General features: G+C 69.2%; 20 protein-coding genes. 15 read left to right on the top strand and 5 right to left on the bottom strand.

Features of this window, described 5'->3' with window-relative positions; genetic code table 11:
• Positions 1–16: 16 nt before the first annotated feature.
• From IE173_RS01120 to IE173_RS01165, 10 genes are all read left to right on the top strand, one after another.
• Positions 17–1,444, top strand: coding sequence for a DUF5605 domain-containing protein (locus tag IE173_RS01120; RefSeq protein ID WP_229841794.1), 1,428 nt, complete (start codon positions 17–19; stop codon positions 1,442–1,444).
• A 170-nt stretch (positions 1,445–1,614) separates the two neighbouring features.
• On the top strand, positions 1,615–2,319 hold the full coding sequence (locus IE173_RS01125) for a TetR/AcrR family transcriptional regulator (RefSeq protein WP_191281552.1): 705 nt from the start codon (positions 1,615–1,617) through the stop codon (positions 2,317–2,319).
• Between the two features lie 44 nt (positions 2,320–2,363).
• Positions 2,364–2,978, top strand: coding sequence for a TetR/AcrR family transcriptional regulator (locus tag IE173_RS01130; protein WP_191281553.1), 615 nt, complete (start codon positions 2,364–2,366; stop codon positions 2,976–2,978).
• Positions 2,979–3,077: 99 nt separating this feature from the next.
• A complete protein-coding gene (locus tag IE173_RS01135) occupies positions 3,078–4,409 on the top strand; it encodes an acyl-CoA dehydrogenase family protein (protein WP_191281554.1) in 1,332 nt (443 codons plus the stop codon).
• Positions 4,406–4,936, top strand: coding sequence for a nuclear transport factor 2 family protein (locus IE173_RS01140; RefSeq protein ID WP_191281555.1), 531 nt, complete (start codon positions 4,406–4,408; stop codon positions 4,934–4,936). The genes IE173_RS01135 and IE173_RS01140 overlap by 4 nt, the downstream gene beginning before the upstream one ends.
• The gene (locus IE173_RS01145; protein ID WP_229841795.1) at positions 4,923–5,543 is read left to right on the top strand and encodes an NADPH-dependent FMN reductase; all 621 of its coding nucleotides are present in this window, start codon (positions 4,923–4,925) and stop codon (positions 5,541–5,543) included. Before IE173_RS01140 ends, IE173_RS01145 begins: the two co-directional genes overlap by 14 nt.
• Positions 5,544–5,578: 35 nt before the next feature.
• A complete protein-coding gene (locus IE173_RS01150; protein WP_229841796.1) occupies positions 5,579–6,937 on the top strand; it encodes an acyl-CoA dehydrogenase family protein in 1,359 nt (452 codons plus the stop codon).
• Between the two features lie 86 nt (positions 6,938–7,023).
• Positions 7,024–8,553, top strand: a complete 1,530-nt coding sequence (locus IE173_RS01155; RefSeq protein WP_191281556.1) for an MFS transporter — start codon at positions 7,024–7,026, stop codon at positions 8,551–8,553.
• A gap of 108 nt (positions 8,554–8,661) precedes the next feature.
• Entirely contained in the window at positions 8,662–9,186 is a 525-nt protein-coding gene (locus IE173_RS01160) for a flavin reductase family protein (protein WP_229841797.1), read from the top strand.
• A 13-nt stretch (positions 9,187–9,199) separates the two neighbouring features.
• Positions 9,200–10,420, top strand: a complete 1,221-nt coding sequence (locus IE173_RS01165) for a flavin reductase (protein ID WP_191281557.1) — start codon at positions 9,200–9,202, stop codon at positions 10,418–10,420.
• Between the two features lie 7 nt (positions 10,421–10,427).
• Here the strand turns inward: IE173_RS01165 and IE173_RS15425 are convergent, their stop codons facing one another.
• Genes IE173_RS15425 through IE173_RS01185 form a run of 4 tightly spaced genes read right to left on the bottom strand, consistent with a single transcriptional unit; the run spans position 10,428 to position 13,913 of the window.
• The gene (locus IE173_RS15425; protein ID WP_229841798.1) at positions 10,428–11,123 is read right to left on the bottom strand and encodes a TetR/AcrR family transcriptional regulator; all 696 of its coding nucleotides are present in this window, start codon (positions 11,121–11,123) and stop codon (positions 10,428–10,430) included.
• On the bottom strand, positions 11,124–11,930 hold the full coding sequence (locus IE173_RS01175) for an ATP-binding cassette domain-containing protein (protein WP_229841799.1): 807 nt from the start codon (positions 11,928–11,930) through the stop codon (positions 11,124–11,126). It lies immediately after the preceding gene.
• Entirely contained in the window at positions 11,927–12,964 is a 1,038-nt protein-coding gene (locus tag IE173_RS01180) for an ABC transporter permease (protein ID WP_191281558.1), read from the bottom strand. Before IE173_RS01180 ends, IE173_RS01175 begins: the two co-directional genes overlap by 4 nt.
• Before the next feature lie 10 nt (positions 12,965–12,974).
• Positions 12,975–13,913, bottom strand: a complete 939-nt coding sequence (locus tag IE173_RS01185; RefSeq protein ID WP_191281559.1) for a sugar ABC transporter substrate-binding protein — start codon at positions 13,911–13,913, stop codon at positions 12,975–12,977.
• 136 nt (positions 13,914–14,049) lie between these two features.
• On the opposite strand from IE173_RS01185, the gene IE173_RS01190 reads away from it, so the two are divergent.
• The 4 genes from IE173_RS01190 (at position 14,050) to IE173_RS01205 (ending at position 16,909) form a co-directional block, all read left to right on the top strand.
• Positions 14,050–14,667, top strand: coding sequence for an NADPH-dependent FMN reductase (locus tag IE173_RS01190; RefSeq protein WP_191281560.1), 618 nt, complete (start codon positions 14,050–14,052; stop codon positions 14,665–14,667).
• A 205-nt stretch (positions 14,668–14,872) separates the two neighbouring features.
• Positions 14,873–15,385, top strand: a complete 513-nt coding sequence (locus IE173_RS01195; RefSeq protein WP_191281561.1) for a hypothetical protein — start codon at positions 14,873–14,875, stop codon at positions 15,383–15,385.
• A gap of 208 nt (positions 15,386–15,593) precedes the next feature.
• Positions 15,594–16,166, top strand: a complete 573-nt coding sequence (locus IE173_RS01200; protein ID WP_191281562.1) for an RNA polymerase sigma factor — start codon at positions 15,594–15,596, stop codon at positions 16,164–16,166.
• 11 nt (positions 16,167–16,177) lie between these two features.
• Entirely contained in the window at positions 16,178–16,909 is a 732-nt protein-coding gene (locus IE173_RS01205) for a hypothetical protein (protein ID WP_191281563.1), read from the top strand.
• On the opposite strand, the gene IE173_RS01210 is transcribed toward IE173_RS01205, so the two are convergent.
• A complete protein-coding gene (locus tag IE173_RS01210; protein ID WP_191281564.1) occupies positions 16,895–17,401 on the bottom strand; it encodes an SRPBCC family protein in 507 nt (168 codons plus the stop codon). The two genes, IE173_RS01205 and IE173_RS01210, sit on opposite strands and share 15 nt — an antisense overlap.
• A 140-nt stretch (positions 17,402–17,541) precedes the next feature.
• Between IE173_RS01210 and IE173_RS01215 the strand changes: the two genes are divergently transcribed.
• Positions 17,542–18,276, top strand: coding sequence for a hemerythrin domain-containing protein (locus tag IE173_RS01215; protein ID WP_191281565.1), 735 nt, complete (start codon positions 17,542–17,544; stop codon positions 18,274–18,276).
• Positions 18,277–18,294 lie beyond the last annotated feature (18 nt).

The following is an 18,294-nucleotide window of genomic DNA, read 5'->3' on the forward strand; positions in this document are numbered from 1 at the left end:
CGTCGACGGGGCGAGTGTGGGAGACCGTGCCGAGGTCCGCATCGACGGTCCGCGTCACGGCAACCCGTTCGTCGACGTCGATCTCTCGGCGACCTTCACGCGGGGTGCGACCGTCATCCGCGCCGGCGGCTTCTACGACGGCGACGGCCGCTACGTCGTGCGGTTCCTGCCTACGGAGGCGGGGGAGTGGGACATCGAGATCTCGTCGACGGAGGGGTCGCTCGACGGGCTTCGCGGCCGGGTTTCCGTCGCCCGAGCCCGGGACGGCCGACACGGGGTCGTTGGCGTCGCCGATCGGTTCCACTTCGCGCACGCCGACGGTACGCGATTCACGCCGGTGGGCACCACGCTCTACGCCTGGACCCACCAGCCCGAGGCGCTGCAGCAGGAGACCCTCGCGACGCTCGCCGCCGCACCGTTCACCAAGGTGCGGATGGGCATCTTCCCCAAGTCCTACCTGTACAACGAGGAGGACCCCGAGCTTTACCCGTTCGAGAGCGCCGACGGCGGCGGGTGGGACGTCAGCCGATTCTCGCCGGGCTTTTTCGCGGTGCTGGAGCGCAGGATCCGCGATCTCGACGCGCTCGGCATCCAGGCCGACCTCATCCTGTTCCATCCGTACGACCGGTGGGGCTTCGCCGACCTCGGGCCAGAGGCCGACGACCGCTACCTGCGTTATGTCGTGCGTCGGCTCGCTGCCTTTCCGAACGTCTGGTGGTCGATGGCCAACGAGTTCGATCTGATGCTCGAGAAGACTGAGGAGGACTGGGAGCGGCTTGCCGCGATCGTCGTCGCCGAGGATCCGGCGGGACATCTGCTGTCGATCCACAACTGCCTGCGCTTCTACGACTACGCGCGTGACTGGATCACCCACGTGAGCCTGCAGCGCATCGACATCTACAAGACCGCGGAGAACACGGATGCCTGGCGCGACGAGTGGGGAAAGCCGGTCGTTGTCGACGAGGTGGCCTATGAGGGAGACCTCGACCAGGGCTGGGGCAACATCTCGGGCCAGGAACTCACCAGACGGTTCTGGGAGGGCACGGTGCGAGGCGGGTATCTCACGCACGGGGAGACCTACCTGTCCGACGATGACGTGATCTTCTGGTCGAAGGGCGGAACCCTGCGGGGCTCCAGCCCGCCGCGCATCGCCTTCTTGCGATCGATCATCGCGGCCTCGCCCACCGGCGCGATCGATCCGCTGCCGGGCGAGTGGGACGCACCCTGGGGAGGGGTCGCGGGCGAGTACGCGATCGTCTACTACGGCTTCAACCGACCGAGTTTCCGCACGCTCGTGTTGCCCGAGGGCGAGTTCGAGGTCGACGTGATCGACACCTGGAACATGACGGTCACCCCCGTGCCCGGGCGGCACCGGGGCCGCGTGCTGCTCGAACTGCCGGGCCGCGAGTTCATGGCTGCCCGGCTCAGGCGCGCTGGGACGTAGTCGACGTCGACGAGCGGTGATCGCGTCGTGGAACCGAGGCCGAGGGGGCGTCGTGGTTCTCGGTTCCGCGCGAGCCGATTCCGCACTGACCTGTGCAGGACATATCGTGGGGGAGCCCACAGCACCATCGTGGCGGCACCGTCGTGCCCAGTACAGCCGAGGAGAGTCCGTTGTCACCAGAACGACCCCGCAGAGGACGCGGCAAGCGGGACGCCATTCTCGACGCAGCCGTCGAGTTGCTGCTGCTCAACGGCTACGACGGCGCATCGATGGACGCGGTCGCGGCTCACGCCGGGGTGTCGAAGACGACGGTGTACGCGCACTTCGCCGACAAGCTCGAACTGTTCAAGGCCGTCATCCGTCAGGGGGGCGAGTCGCTCAGTGAGCAGCTGCACCCGCTTCGCCACGGCGAAGGGCCCGCCGGTGGTTCGGCCGAAGATCGCCTGGTCGGCGTGCTGACGGCGGCGAGTCGGGCCGGGGCGGGGGTGGAGGCGATCGCCTACTTCCGGGTGATGATCGCCGAGATCCATCGCCGCCGCGAGATCCGGGACGCGTTCGAGCAGAGCCAGGTCGATGTTCCCGACGTTCCCGAGATCATCAGCATCATCGGCGATCTGCTCGTCGACTACGCGACGGAGCACGGCTTCACGATCGACCGGCCCGAGGCGCACGCGTCGATGCTGCTCAAGATGACGTCGTCGGGCATCCAGCTCGACCGGCTGATCTCCGACTTCGACATCTCGCCGGAGCTGCTCGAGGCCCACGTCGGCTACATCGTGCGGGTGTTCGTGCGGGGTCTGCGCCCGATCGCAGGGGAGCCGGCGCCGACCCTCTGGAAGGGCTATGACTACCCCTGGGGCCCGGCGCTCAGCTGAGGCCGGACCCGATGACTTCAGCGACGACCGAGAGGAGGTAATCGATGCCTGCGAAGCCCGACGCCACGGCTGCGCGCCGCACCCGTCTGACGACGGCACGGGAGAGCGAGATCCTCAAGGCGACCCTCGAGCTGCTCGAGGAGGTCGGCTACCAGGGGCTGACCATGCCGGCGGTCGCGAGTCGTGCGCGGTGCAGCACCGCGACGATCTACCGGCAGTGGCAGGGCAAGTCGGGGTTGGTCATCGCCGCTTTGGAGGCGCATCGTTCCGGTCCGCCCCCCGGGCCCGACACCGGGACGCTGCGGGGTGACCTGGTCGCGATGATCAGCGACGTGCCGAACATCGCCGAGTCGGAGCTGGCGCTGATGGCGGCCCTCGCGCATGCATCGCTCCGGGACGAGAGCCTCGCCGAGGCGATGCGCATCGAGCTCTCCGGCGCCGCGAAGTCTCCCCTCGATCACGCGATCGACCGGGCCGTCGCCCGTGGCGACATCAATCCCACCGACGAGGTGCGCCGGTACGCGCACCACATCCTGTTGTCGATCGCGATGGCGCGTCATCTCATCGAGGGACAGCGCCCCGATCTGGAGTACCTCACCCGGTTCGTCGACTGCGTGCTGCTTCCCGTTCTTCAGGCACCGGCCTCCGACGCCTCCTGACCGTCTTCCGCGTCTGACTTGTCGGATGCGCGGCGGAGCGCTATTCTCCGAAGAGAACGAAACGCTGTCGTTTCGATAAAGCAAACCAGGAGTTCAACGATGACCCAGCCGGCCGGCATCGCGCCGTTCCCCCCGCCGCCTCCGCCTGTGCCGACCGGACCGGTCGAATCCCCGTGGTTCACCGACAAGGGCCGTGCGATCCGCGACGAGGTGCGAGCACTTCTGCCGCTCATCCGTGAGGACGCTCAGGAGGGCGAACGCATCGGGGCACTGACCCCTCGGGTCCTCGAAGCTCTCGACGCCGCCGGTGTCTACAAGATGACGATGCCCGAGGAGTGGGGCGGATACGGCCTCGGCACCCGCGACCTGCTCGAGATCATCAGCGTTCTCGGGGAGGCCGACGGCTCGGCCGGCTGGGCCGCCTTCGTCGGCATCGGCATCAAGAACCTGCTCGCCCTCAACCCCCAGATGGTCGAAGAGGTGCGCGCCGACGCCGAAGGATGGGTCGGACCCGCCGTGGTCGGCGCCTCGGTGTTCGCCACGAACGTCGGTCGCGCTCGCCGCGTCGACGACGGCTGGATGATCGAGGGCCGCTGGGCGTTCGGCAGTGGAAGCAAGCACGCCCGCTGGGCGATGGTGGGTGTCGAGTACGACCCCGCGACCCACCCGGGCACCGGCCGCGGTGTCGTCGTGCTGCCGCTGCCCGACTACGAGATCGTCGACGACTGGCACGTCATGGGCCTCTCGGGAACCGCGAGCAACTCGATCCGGGTGGCGCAGGAGACCTTCGTTCCCGAGCACCGCTTCCTCGACCTCGCGGAGTACCCGATGCGCTTCATGGAGATGCATCAGCGGTACAGCGGCCCGGGCTATCAGCAGCGGGGAACCGCCCTGTTGATCACCGTGTCGGTCGCCGACGTCGCGATCGCCCTGGGCATGGCGCGCGGCGCCCTGTCGTGCTTCGCCGAACAGGCCAGGAAGCGCCAGCCGTTCAGCCTGCCGTACCCCACGATCGCCGACATGCCGAGCGCCCAGGTGGCGGCCGGCAAGGCCCTCGCGATGATCAACATCTCGGCCGCGACGATCGAGGGCATCGCCGATCAGGTCGACGCCCGCACGGCCGTCGGTCTCGACTTCTCGCACGAGGAGGAGAGCGAGATCGCGCTCAACCTCGCCTACGCGGCGAACCTCTGCGAAGACGCCATCAACCTGCTGCAGAAGACCATCGGATCGTCGACGGTCTCGCTCAGCAACCCGATCCAGCGCTTCGTGCGCGACGTGCGGGTGCTGACGTCGCACGGAGCGATCCGGGTCGACCCGCAGGCGGAGCAGAACGGCCGACGCGTTCTGGGCTTCGACCCGTTCCCCATGTTCGGTGGCGCCGTTCCGCTGCGTCAGGCAGAGACCAAGAAGGAAGGACCCCGCCCATGAGCGGATTCACGATCGTCAACGGACTGGCGGAGATCACCGATCCCGCGATCTACCAGAACTGGCTCGACAACGAGGAGTTCAAAGCGGCCGTCGCCGCCGACCCCTCGCCGGAGCGCACCGCCGTCAAGCGGCTGCTCGTCGAGTTCGAAGCCGACCTGTCGCGCATGGTGCGTGACAACCGGGTGCAAGAGGATGTCGTCGAGGTGATGACGAAGTACGTCGCCGAGGACTACATCCAGCGCGACCCGAACACCCCCGGCAACGGCCGCGACAACCTCATCGAGCACTTCCGTCACGTGCCGATCGTCGGAGCGACCCCGCCGCCCGTCGTGGGCGTGATCCTCGACGGCGAAGTCGCCTGCGTCATGATGCGCGAACTCGCGCCCGACCCGGTCATCCCCGGAGCCACCTACGAGTGGAACATCCTCACCGTCTTCCGGGTCACCGACGGCAAGCTCGCCGAACACTGGAGCACCTTCCGCAAGGTCGTTCCGGGCCAGAACCCGATGGGCGATGACCTTGCCTAAGCTGCACATCGTCGTCGGCAGCACCCGTCCGGGTCGCGTCGCGAAGCCGATCGCCGACTGGGTCGTCGATCGCACGACCGCCGACGGGCGCTTCGAGGTCGAGCTCGTCGACATCGCCGACTACGACCTGCCGGTGCTCGATGAACCGCACCACCCGGTGCTCGGCAAGTACGAAAACCCGCACACGTTGCGCTGGGCCGCGAAGATCCGCGAGGCGGATGCCTTCATCTTCGTCATGCCGGAGTACAACTACGGGCCGCCGGTCGCGCTCCTCAACGCGTTCGACTACCTCGGTCGCGAGTGGACGTACGCGCCGGTCGCGTTCGTCAGCTACGGCGGAATCGCCGGCGGGCTGCGCGGCGTGCAGGTGATGAAGCAGATCGTCACGACCGTGCGGATGGTTCCGATTCCCGACGGCGTCGTGCTGCCCCTCGTGCTGCAGCACCTGCAGACCGGGGAGTTCGTGCCGCCGGCGTCCGCCGAGCCGGCGTTCGCGCCGATGCTCACCGAGCTGCTGCGCTGGGCCGAGGCACTCACCGCGCTCCGCGCCGAAGGCCCGCCGAAGCCGATGCTTCCCCCCGGCCCGCCGCCCGGGCCTCGACCCTGACCTCACCCCTCGAACACGATGACGTGGAGCACCAGATGACCTCCGTAGCAACGCCGCCCGTCGGCGGCCCGCCGCCGGGAATGCCGCCCATGGGGGCACCCCCGGTCGCCGGCCCGAAGTTTCCCGAGTCGCCGTACCTCAGCGAGGTCGGGCGCCGGATGCGCGACGAGATCATCGAGATGCTGCCGCTGCTGCGGGAGCACGCGGCCGAAGGCGAGGCACTCGGCGAACTCGCGCCCGCCACGCTGGAAGCGGTTCACCGGGTCGGCGCCTTCAAGGTGACCATCCCGCTGGAACTCGGCGGCTCCGCCCTCGGGGCGCGCGACACGGCCGAGGTCGTGAAGGCGCTCGGGCAGGGGGATGCCTCGGCCGGGTGGCTCGTGATCGTCTCGAGCGCGGCCCGCAACACCTTGGGCTTCGACCCGAAGGCGCGCGACGAGGTCTTCGCCGGAGTCGCCGACTGGGTCGGGCCGATCATGTTCGGCGCGACGGTGTTCGCCCCGAAGGTCGGCGACGGCCGGAAGGTCGACGGCGGCTATCTGGTGAAGGGCAAGTGGTCGTTCGGCAGCGGCAGCAAGCACGCCGCCTGGGGCACCGTCGGGTTCGAGTACGACGACGAGGCCACGGGGGAGCGGCGCCGGGCGATGGGCATCCTGTCCCGGGATCAGTACGAGATCGTCGACGACTGGCACGTCATGGGCCTTCAGGCGACGAACTCCAACAGCGTGCGGGCCGACGAAGAGGTCTTCGTTCCCGACTACCGCGTCGTGCACACCAGCGACCTGCCCAGAATCACCGAGGCGCTGCGCGGCCAGTACTCGGGCCTGGCCTTCAAGCACAGCACGATCGGCGGGATGGTGGCCACGACCTGTGCGTTCGCCGCCTTGGCGGTGGGGATCGCCCAGGGCGCCCTCGAGTCGTTCCTGCAGCAGGCGGCGAAGCGTCCGCCGTTCAACCTCCCGTACTCGACAATGGCCGAGATGGCCTCGATCCAGGTCGTCGCCGGCAAGGCGCGTGCCACGATCAACGCCGCCGAGGCGGTGCTCTGGCGTCACGCGGATGAGATCGACCGTCGCGCGCTCGCCGGCGAGGAGTTCTTCCCGTGGGATGAGCCCGAGATCACGATGGACCTGGTGCACCAGATCCACGAGTGCCTGCGCGTCGTCGACGGACTGCTGCTGGCGCTCGGCTCGTCGGCCGTCGCCCTCAGCAACCCGCTTCAGCGGGCGGTGCGCGACATCCACGTCGTCGCAACGCACGGGGCGTTCCGCATCGACCCGATGGCCGAGATCAACGGCCGCGCGCTCTTCGGTCTCGAGCCGTTCCCGATGATGGTCGCGCTCAGCTCGCCGCCTCCCGGCGCGCCGCCTCCCGGCGCGCCGCCTCGCCCGTAACTCTTGTTCACCCGCACCACCGCACCACCGCACCACGGCGGACGTCAAAGTAGACGTTCGTATCGACCGAGTTCAAAGGAGTCTCGATGTCTCAAGCGAATCCCCCCGACGCCCCACCGAAGCTGAGCTGGCGGCAGTACGTCGCCGACTTCGTCAAGGCGCCCGTCAAGGCGAAGGCGGCCCTCATCGGCAGCCTGCTGCTCGTCGCCATCAGCCCGTCGGCCCTGGCCGCGATGACCCCGTTCGTCGTGCCCGCCTACGCGATGGACACCGGCACGCCGCCGCCGGACGGCATCCTGCTGTTCGTCACCGTGCCGATCATCGCCGGCGCGCTCATCCTGCCGTTCGCGGGGCGCTGGGTCGACCGGTACGGCGCACGCACCGTCGCCCTCCCGGCGGTCATCCTGTACGCGCTCAGCATGGCGGCCATCCCGCTCGCGGCCGGGACGACCTGGCTGCTCGGGCTGCTGCTCGTTCTGGCGTCGATCTTCGGATTCGCCGCCAGCCTGGGCATCGTGTTCAAGGTCATCTCGGGCTGGTTCCCCGAGCACCGGGGGATCGGGTTCGGTCTGATCGGCGTCGTGTCGAGCCTCGCCAGCGCCGCGCTGTCGCCGCTGTTCCAGTGGCTCATCAACGGCAACGCCCCGACGCCCACCGGCCCGCCCGCGGGTGTCGACATCCCGGAGGGTGCCGCCCCGCCCGAGGGTGCCGTGCCACCCGAAGGTGCTGTTCCCCCGGAGGGCGCCGTTCCTCCCGAGGGTGCTCTTCCGCCCGAGGGTGCCCTTCCTCCCGCCGGAGGCGGTGACGCCCTCGCGGTCGACCCGAACGTCTTCCTCGGCTTCGGCTGGGACGGCGTGTACTACGTGGTCGCGATCGCGATCGCCGTCATCGGCATCCCGGCCGCCATCTGGCTCATCTCCGAGCCCAAGATCACCGCTGCCGGTGCGCTGCCGAAGATGCTCGACGCCAACCTGCCCGGTGTGCCGTTCTGGAAGGCTCTCCGCAGTCGTGCCTGGATCTTCGTCGTGCTGCTGCTCACGCTGGTCGGCGTCGGGCCGATCGCGATGCGCCAGAACGCCGTCGACTTCTACGGCGGCCTCGGGATCGACGCCGCAACGGTATCGCTCGCCCTCTCCGTGCTCTTCACCGCCTCGGTGATCGGTCTGCTCGTCGGGGGAACCGTGCTCGACCGGGCGCGGCACCCGTGGGTTGTCGCCGTGCTCGTCGCGACGGTGCCGGTCGCGCTCGCGATCGCACTGCTCAACACGGGTTCGGTGCCCCTGCTGTTCGTCTCGATGGCGCTGCTCGGTTTCGCGACCGGCGCGGAGTCCGCGCTCGGCCCGGCACTGCTGGCCAGGTACTTCGGCCTGAAGTCGTTCGGTGCACTGCAGGGCCTCACCCTCGCGATCTCGGGCACGGCTCTGGCGCTGGCTCCCTACGTCGTGAGCGCGATCCAGGTCAGCACCGGCACCTTCACCATTCCGTTCCTGGTGGTCGCTGCACTCACCGCGATCGGGGTCGTGTTCGCCATCCTGCTCCCGCGGTACCCGAAGCCGTGGGTGCTGGAGCTTCCGGAACAGCCGAAAGCCACGGTCGGTCAGACGACGACTGACTGACCGAGGAGTCGCGCCGGTCGAGGGGAAAAGGTGGGCCCGTCGACCGGCGCGGCAGCTCTCAGGCAGTGCCGACTTGCAGGATTCTGAACTATACCGTACAGTACAGATATGACACTCAACGACGAGATGGTGGCCCCGGTGCATCAGCAGCAGCTCGTGAGCCAGGAGGCCTTCCGCGGCGCCATGGGAGCCATCCCCACGCCGGTGTCGATCGTGACCACGGCGCTCGGTGCCCCGCACGGCACCACCGTCAGCGCCTTCGCCTCGCTCTCACTCGACCCCCCGATGGTGCTCGTGTCGCTGCAGGACAACTCCGACCTGCTCGAGATGATCCGCCAGACCAAGCGGTTCGGGCTCAACGTGCTCGCCTACAACCAGGGTGACATCGCCGCGACGTTCGCCCAGCGCGGCATCGACCGGTTCGCACAGGTCGACTGGCAGATGGATCACGGGTCACCCCGGCTCGCCGGCGTGGCCTCGTGGACCGCGTGCCGGGTGGCCGACTTCGTCACCGCCGGCGACCACGTCATCGTGACGGGCCTCGTCGAGTCGGCGTTCGACGTCGACATCGCCGGCCTGGTCTACCAGCACCGCCGCTTCGGGCACTTCACCCCCACCGAACCCGCCCCCTGAGCGGACCACGGTCGTGAGCGACGGCACCGCGGCGCCACCCGAAGCCACCCGCACCGAGTGGTGGCGGGCGGTTCTCAACGAATACCCGACGGGAGTCTCGCTCGTCACGGCGCGACGCGCGAACGGCGACCCGGTGGGCATGATCGTCGGAAGCTTCGTCGCGGTCAGCGAAGAGCCGCCGCTGATCGGCTACTTCGGCGACGACGTCTCGACGACCTTCCCCGCGTTCCTCGAGGCCGACCGCTTCGCCGTGAGCGTGCTCAGTCATGCGCACGACGACCTGCTGCGGGCCTTCATCCGCAAAGACCCCGATCGCTACCAACGGCCCGAGCTCGTCACGACCCCGGGCGGCCTGCTCCGGCTCGGGGATGCCGTGGCCTGGTTCGAGGCGCGCACCGAATCCATCCAGCGCTACGGTGACCACCAGCTCGTGGTCGGTGCCGTCGGCGACTTCGGCGTCGGGTCGGCCGACGCGGGATCGCCGCTGCTGTACCGGCGAGGCGGCTTCGGGGCCTTCACCGTCCCCTCCGACGGCGTCGATGCGCGCCTGATCGGCGAGCGACTGGCGGCGGCCCAGTCGGCATCCGAGATCCTTCAGACGGTCGCCGACCGCATCGGTCGCGACATCGCGATCACGACCCTCGCGGGCGAGTCGGTCGTCGTGCTGTCGATGGTGGCGGCGTCGCAGTCGGAGCTGCGCAGCGCCCTCCCGCCGCCGCGGATGCCGGGGGCGGGGCCGGTGCGCGCGATCGGCCTCTCGCTGCCGTTCGCGGCTCCCGTCGAACCGCTGTTCGCCGCGTGGGCTCCCGATCGGGTGCGCTCGTTCTGGATCGAACGGGCGCGTCATCTGGTCGGAGCCGTCGATCGCCGCCGGGTCGAGGGGCAACTCGCCGCGATCCGGGAGCGCGGCTACGCCGTCTCGGTCGACCAGGATCTCACCTTCCGGTTCATGAGCCTCGTCACCGATCCCACGGTCGCCCACGAGTCGTACGCCCGGGTGTGGAGCGAGTACGCGTCGCGGGTCGTCGAGAGCGTCAGCTCCGAACTGCCGTTGAGCGACATCGCCGCGATTCAGGTGCCGGTATTCGACGCGCACGGAGAAGTCGTACTCGGACTCACGGTGAGCGCCGTCGGCCCGTTCGATGAGATCGCCGACCTGGATGCCTTCGCCGCCCAGCTGATCGAGGCGGCCGCGCTCATCTCGCAGGCCCTCGACCCGGGGCGACGCCCGTAACGCGCGATCAGCGCTCGAAGGCCGGGCCCCACGGGTAGGTCGCATACCCCTCGGGCAGAACGGCCCGCCGGGCGCCCGCGGGAAGCGCCCCGTCGAGGAAGACCCCGACGACCAGCCGCACGTGGGTCTCGATGAGTTGCGGACTCGGCGTGAACGCCGAGGTGAGGATGTCGAACTGGATCGTCGGCGCCGAGAGCCGCAGCAGCACGATCACCCACTGTTCGGGATCGACCACCTCGACGCCACGGCTCACCCCGGCCGCGTGCAGAAGCGGGGCCAGGATGCTGACGACATCCGGCGCACCGGCATCCCGTCGGGCCTGCTCGATGACCCCCGCGAACTGCTCACGGCGCCCGTGCTCAGAGATCAGCACCCGGAAGAACGCGATGAGCTCGGGTGCGATCGCCGACTGGACGACCGCGATCATGGCGAGTTTCAGCCGTTCGATCGGGTCGTGTTCGGCGGCCGCGATGGCGTCGTTGATGTTCGGAACCAGCACCGCCGTCGCGTGCTCCATGACCGCACGGAACAGCGCATCCTTGTGGTCGAAGTGCGCGTACACGGTCGTCTTCGACACCCCGGCCCTGGCGGCGACGGCATCCATCGAGGTGCCGTCGTACCCGTGGGCCAGCAGCAGGTCCACGGCGGCGTCGAGGATCGCGTCCCGCTTCGTGCGCGCGCCGTGCGGCCGTGGCTGCACCATCTACGCCGCGGGCGGGTCGCCGGCCCGAGGGATCTCGAGCCCCTCCTGCACGCTCGCGCCGGTGATCCAGCTCACGACGAGGTCTTTGTCGTGCTCGGCGGTCGGCACATCGGCGACCTTGTGCCCGCGGTTGAGCACCACGGTGCGATCGCAGACGGCGAAGGCGAGCGGCAGGTTGTGGGTGACGAGCACGATCGAGGTGCCGCGGTCGGCGAGCGACCGGATGAGGGCTTCGACGAGTTCCGCCTGTTCGTGTCCCAGCGCGGCGGTCGGCTCGTCCAGGAGCAGGATGCCGTGCTCCGGAAGTCTGGCGGCCGCGCGGGCGATCGCCACCACCTGGCGCTGCCCGCCGGAGAGCATCTCGACCGGTCGGGTGACCGGTGCGGTGCGCACCGCGAGCGCGTCGAGTTCGGCCTGCGACTCCCGCCGGATGGCGGCGCGATCGAGGAACCCGAACCAGCCGAGCGGGCCTTTCAGCAGCTTCTCGCGGCCGAGTGCGAGGTTGGCGGCGATGTCGAAGGAGTCGACGAGGGCGAGATCCTGATAGACCATCTGGATGCCGGCCCCGGCGGCGTCGCGCGGGGAGCGGAACTCGTGCTCCTCGCCGTGCACCAGCACGGTGCCGCTCGACGGGCGGTGCACCCCCGACATGACTTTCAGGAGCGTCGACTTGCCGGCTCCGTTGTCGCCGAGGAGGGCGACGACCTCGCCGGGCGCGACCGTGAAGGTGACGCGATCGAGCGCACGGGCGTAGCCGTAGTGGACGCTGATGTCGCGGAGTTCGAGCGCGGGGGTGCCGGCGATCATCGCGTCACCTTCTTGTCGGGAACGTCCTGCCCGGAGAGCAGCAGTTTCGAGGTCATGTTCGTGGTCCACATGTTGAGCGCCAGGCCTCCGATGAGCAGGGCGCCGGTGATGATCGCCGACCAGTTGCTCGACACCTTCGCCAGCAACAGGCCGGCCGACATGGTCGCGATGACGACGGCGCCGAGGGCGACGCGCGGCAGGCTGCCGCGCCCCCCGCTGAACGGGATGCCGGCGAGGGCGACGGCCGTCATGGCGCTGAAGACGATGCCGATGCTCGGCCCCGGCACGGCGGTCGTGATGTACGCGGCGGTCACGATTCCGCCGACGGCGGCGCAGAAGCCGGAGATCGCGAACCCGGCGACGCGGTAGCGGTCGACCGGGATGCCGACGCGGCGGGCCGCTTCGGCGTTGCCGCCGACCGCGAGCAACCGCATGCCGTTGCGCGTCATCCGCAGGAAGATCGTGAGCGCGGCATAGAGCACGACCGCGATGTAGACGGGCGCGGGGATGCCGAGGTAGGTCTGCGTGCCGAGGAAGCGCAGCTCGGTGAGCTGCGAGATGTTGGTGTTGTTCGCCAGCAGGAGCGAGACGCCGCTGAGCGAGGTGAGCATCGCGATGGTGACGATGAGCCCGTTGAATCCGCGGATGACGATGAGCCCGTTGATGACGCCGATCGCGACGCCCGCGATGAGGCCGGCGAGGATCGCCACCGCGACGGGTGCTCCTTCTTTGAGCAGCAGCGCGGTGACGACCCCCGAGAAAGCGGCCGTGGCCGGCACCGAGAGATCCAGTACCCCGGTCATCACCCCGACCCCGACGCCGGCCGCGTAGATCGCGGCAATCGACGCCGAGTTGAGGATCGAGACCCCCGTGGGAACGGTGAAGAAGTGCGGGGCACCCCAGAACGCGAAGATGACGATGATCGCGAGCCAGAGCACGAGGAGCCCCTGGTCGCGAACGAACAGCAGCCCGCGAACGTTGGTGGGCAGCTTCTTGCCCGGTGATACCTGATGGATGGATCCGGTGACGGTCATGGTGTGTGCCTTAGTCGGAGACGACGATGGCGGTCTCGTTGATGCTGCCCAGCTGGGTCGGGTCAGCGATCAGCTCGATGAGGTCGTCGCCGGCCGCCTGCAGTGAGACCGCGTAGTCCCACGCTACGACCGCGTCGATGTCACCGGCCTCGTAGGCCGCCATCGTGTCGGGTCCACCGCCACCGGCGATCAGGCACTTCGGGGTCTTGCCGGCTGCCTGGAAGGCCGCCAGCGCTCCGAGGGTCGTCTCGTCGGATGCGGCGATGACGACGTCGACGTTCGGGTTGGCGACCAGCAGCTGCGCCGCGGTCGTCTGCGCCGTCACCGGGTCGGCCGCCTGAGCGTCGGCGACGATGGGCGTCGCCGTGTAGAGCTCGAGGATCGCCTCGTGTGACGCATCCGCCCCACTGGCCACGGCGGATGCCGACAGCAGCATCGTCTCGGTGCCGCCTTCCGCGGTCGCGCACTCGTTCGCCGCACCGGCGAGGGCCGTGCCGAAGTCGGCGAACGACGCCGCGTCGAAGATGATGCCGGGCTGCGGCCCGTCGAAGCCGAACGACTGCACGTCGGCTTCCAGCACGACCGGGATGCCCGCGGCCTTCAGGGCGTCGAGGCTCGGTGCGAGCGCTTCCGCCGCGACGGGGAAGACCCACGCCGCGACCATGGCCTCGGTGTCGATCGCCTGCTGGATCTGCTGGGCCTGGGTCACCGGGTCGAAGCCGGCGTCGTAGACGGTGACGGTGTAGCCCTTGGTGCCGAGGTACTCGGTGACCGATTCGGCCAGAGTCGTGATGATCGGGATCTGGCTCGAGACGCTGAAGAAGCCGACCTCGCCGCCTTCGGCCGGGGCACCGCTGTCGTCCGGGGCCCCCGTGTCGGTGGTGCAACCGGTGAGCGCGAGGGCGCCGGCAGCGACTGCTGCGACGAGTGCCAACCGTAGTCTCTTCATTGAAACTCCTCATTGAGTGATGGACGCGAGGGCGTCCTGCTGTGTGGGTCGGGTGACGCACTGGATTGTTACTGTACTGTACGGAACAGTATAAGTCTTCACCCGCCGCTGGACGATCCCGCAAGGACCCCGCTCAATGCCCAGACTCCTCGTCATCATCGCCAGCACGCGACCCGAACGCGTGGGCCTCACGATTGCACGCTGGGCCGCCGATGCGGCCCGCGCTCACGGCGGCTTCGAGGTGGAGGTCGCCGACCTCGCCGAGGTGAACCTGCCCTTCTTCGACGAACCCGCGCAACCGCGCACCGGTCAGTACACGAAGCCGCACACCTTCGCCTGGTCGAAGACGGTGGATGCGGCCGATGCGATCCTCGTCGTCACCCCCGAGTACAACTACGGCCCCCCGCCGAGCCTGCTGAACGCGCTCGACTTCCTGTACTGGGAGTGGGCGTACAAGCCGGTCGGCTTCGTGAGCTACGGCGGTCCCGGTGCCGGCTTCCGCGGCGTGCAGGTGCTCAAGGGCATCGTCACGACGATGCGGATGATGCCCGTGCCCGACAGCGTCGGCATCCCGTTCATCTTCAAGCAGATCGAGGACGGCGAATTCGTGCCGCAGCCCCCGCAGGGCGCGATGTTGTCGGCCCATCTGGATGAGGTGCTGCGCTGGTCGGACGCGCTCGCACCCCTGCGCGCTCAGGTTCCCGAGCTGCGCACGCAACGCCCGCCGGGCGCACCGCCCCTGCCGCCGCGCTGACCGAATCGCGGGTCGGTGACCCCAATCCGGGTGACGTCGCCCGCTCCGATCCCTGCTCCGCCAGGCGAAACCGCTGAGCGCTCGCACGGCCGCTGAGATATCCGTCCCGCACCCGTACCCCCGGATGCGTCTCGGACGATAGCGGCAGTGAGAGGGAGCGCACCGTGCTCCACCCGGCTCGTTTCCGAGACCTGGGATCACAGCGGTGACCGGGGGGTCGCCGTTCAGCACAAGGGGGTTCGAGATGTTCACATGGATCGCAGGACTGGGGCTGTTTGCCAAGCTCTCGTTGAGCGCAGCAGTCGTGGTTGTCGGGGCGTCCGGGGTCGGGGTCGCCGGCGCTGCCGACCTCCTGCCCGGCGAGGCGCAGACCGTGTTCGACGAGGTGGTGGCGGCGGTCGTGTCGGACACCGAGGAGGAGTCGACCGACGAGGACGCCGACGACCTCGAGGATGTCGAGGATGCCGAAGATGCTGAGGACGCCGAAGACATCGAGGACGCCGAGGACGCTGAGGATGCCGAGGATGCCGAGGATGCCGAGGATGCCGAGGATGCCGAGGATGCCGAGGATGCCGAGGACGCCGAGGACGCCGAGGACGCCGAAGACATCGAGGACGAGGAAGACGCGGACGACGCGGAGGATGCGCAGGACGATGAGGACGTCGACGACGCTGAGGACGCTGAAGACGACGAGGACGCCGAGGACGACGAGGAGTAGGCCTTCCTGCTCCGCGAACCGCATGCTCGGCAGTAGTGCGCGAGGTGGTCGTCCCTGAACCTCCGCGCGCACGTCGACGCGTTGCCAGCAGGCCGCGTCGGGGCGGTCCTTCTCGATTCGGGTTCGAGGAGGGCCGCCTTCCTTGCGGTGCCGAGGGCGAGCCGTTGCGCTCGCCGGGTGCCGTATCGTCGAGACCCGTGGGGCGCGTTTGAACGGCGGCGATGAGGCCTTTGCGTCGCTGTTGTCGGCGGCCCAGGCCGGGGCACCCTGGGCGTCGACCCAGATCTGGGTCGACCACGCTCCCGCCGTCGCGGCGTTCCTGAGAGCTCGTGGTTCGCGCGAGCCTGACGACCTCACGAGCGAGGTCTTCCTCACCGTGTTCGAGCGACTCCGAGACTTCACCGGCGACCGGGCCGCCTTCCGGTCTTTCGTGTTCTCGGTCGCCTACCGTCGACTGGTCGACGAACTGCGGATGCGGTCTCGTCGCGGCGAGACGACCGAGTGGGCCTCGGAGCGCGACCCGCGCCGCGCGTCCAGCGCCGAAGACGAGGCGACCGACCGCGTCGGCGACGCCCGCGCCCGGGCGCTTCTCGATGAACTCCCTCCCGACCAGCGCGATGTCATGGTTCTGCGGATCGTCGCCGACCTCACCGTCGAGCAGGTGGCCGAGGTGCTGCACAAACGTGTCGGGGCCGTCAAGGCGCTCCAGCGTCGCGCACTCGAGAATCTCAGGAAGAAGATGGCCTCGAACCCGTACCTCTTTGAGACCCGGGGGCGATAGCAGTGAGTGACATGAACATCCGGATCACCGACCACGAGGCCGAGCAGCTGCTCGCCGGGAGAGCCCCAGAGGGCCTTCCCGAGTTCCGCGAACTCGCCGTCGCGATCGGGGCGGTGCGGTCGCAAGGGTGGGAGCCCGCGCCGGCGCCCTCGCGTGAACTGTCTGCCCGGTTCGGGGTGTCGCCGACGGCGGTCGATGCATCGACGTCCCTCCCGCCCGCCCCGGTCGTCGCGCGCACCCCAGGAAGCGGCGTTCTCGGGCGAGTGACGGAACGCGTCTCCGGTCTCGGCTTGGCCGCCCGGATCGCGGCGGGCGTTGGCGCCGTGCTCATCGGGATCTCGGTCGCCGGAGCCGCCGGAGCTCTGCCCGGCGGCCTGCAGGATGCGTTCGACGATCTCGTGTCGACGGTGATCCCCGCCGAGCCGGATGGCGATGACCTGATCGTCGACGATGAGCCCGAGGTCGACGACGGCGAGGACGTCGATGACGCCCCCGACGATCAAGCTCCGCCCGAGGGCGGGGATGAGGTCGACGCGCCCGTCGAGCACGATGCCGACATCGATGACGAGACCGAGAGCGGCGACGAGTCCGAACAGGATGAGTCGGCCGAGGAGTCGGGAGACGGTGAGTCCGAGTCCGAGTCCGAGTCCGAGTCCGAGTCGGAGTCGGAGGGTGATTCCGGGTCGGAGCGCGAGTCCGAATCAGACTCTGACTCCGAGCCGGACGACTCAGAGTCGGAATAGCCCGGCCCGCCGCACCACGGGGGCAGGGGTCGCCGGGGTCTCGTGCCGCCGCCATCGCTCGGCGGCTCGAGCCTCGATCGTGAGGAGCCGATCCAGTCGACGGAAGTCCTGGGCGAGTATCCAGTGCGTCGCCCACCCCGGGAGCCACCCGGCTTGCCAGCGGAGTGCGCCGCTCAGCACCCCCACGTAGTCCGCTCGGACGAGCGTCTGGTCACCGGATGCCTCGCACGCGTATTCGACGCGCGAGTTCCAGGGCGCGGACGACAGCCAGACCACCCGGCTGTTCTCGTCGAGATGCTCGAGCTGGTCGATGAAGTGAGCCCGGAACGGACCGATGCGATCGGTTGCCATCCACCGCGTGCCGACGCGAGGCGGTCCCGGGTCGATCTGTCGCCGGAACGCGACCGCGGGTGCGAAGCTGTGCCACCGCATGGGGTCGGCGAGGTAGCGGAAGACAGCCTCGACCGGGTGGCCGACCGTGGCGTGAACCACGACTCGACGCTCCCAGCGGTTCACGGTCGAGAGCGTAACGGCGTCGCTGTCGCGGCGGCAAGAGTGAGGTGTAGCATCCCGCTGAGCGCCCGTACCGGGCGTCATCCGTCGAAGGTCCGTCGCGAGATCGGAGATTCGAAATGGCCGTCAAACTGCCGTCATCCGGGGCGCTCCCCGAGGGACAGTCGGCCGGCTGCGACACGTCGGGTCTCATCCTCGTGCATCGCATCTTCCGCTGGCTGTACCGGGAGCTGCCGGTGCTCATCCGCGAAGTCGACGCCGGCGACCTCGACCGGGCCGAACTGGTCGGTGTCTACGCGAAGCTCGACTTCTTCGCCCTGCACCTGCATCACGAGACCGAGGACACCGTGCTCTGGGACCGGCTGACCGCGCGCGATCCAGGATGCGCCCTGCACGTCGACCAGATGCGGGAGCAACACGTCGCGGTCGCGGCGCAGCTCGCCCTCATCGAGCCGCAGCTCGCCCCGTGGGTCGCGACCGCGGACCCGGCACTCCGCGATGCCCTCGCGGGTGACATCGAGTCCCTGCGCGACACCCTGATCGTGCACCTCGGTCGCGAGGAGGACGACATCATGCCGGTCGCCGGGGCGGTTCTCTCGCAGCGGGAGTGGGACGAACTCGAGGCCCACACCCGCGCCCAGCTGATGAAGCATCGCAAGGAGCTGCCGAAGGACGTGCTGTCGCTGCAACTCGGCCTGCTCCTCGCGAGCGTCCCCGAGTCCGAGCGGGAGGAGTGGTTCCGGGCGAACGTGCCGGCGCCCATCCGCCTGCTGTACGTGCTGCTGATGAAGCGGAGGTACGAGAGCGCGATGCGGGAGATCTATCCCGACCGGCCGGTTCCCGCGATGGTCTGACCGCCGCGGTCAGGATCC

This window comes from Pseudolysinimonas yzui, assembly GCF_014653215.1.
In the GTDB taxonomy this organism is placed as follows: domain Bacteria; phylum Actinomycetota; class Actinomycetes; order Actinomycetales; family Microbacteriaceae; genus Pseudolysinimonas_A; species Pseudolysinimonas_A yzui.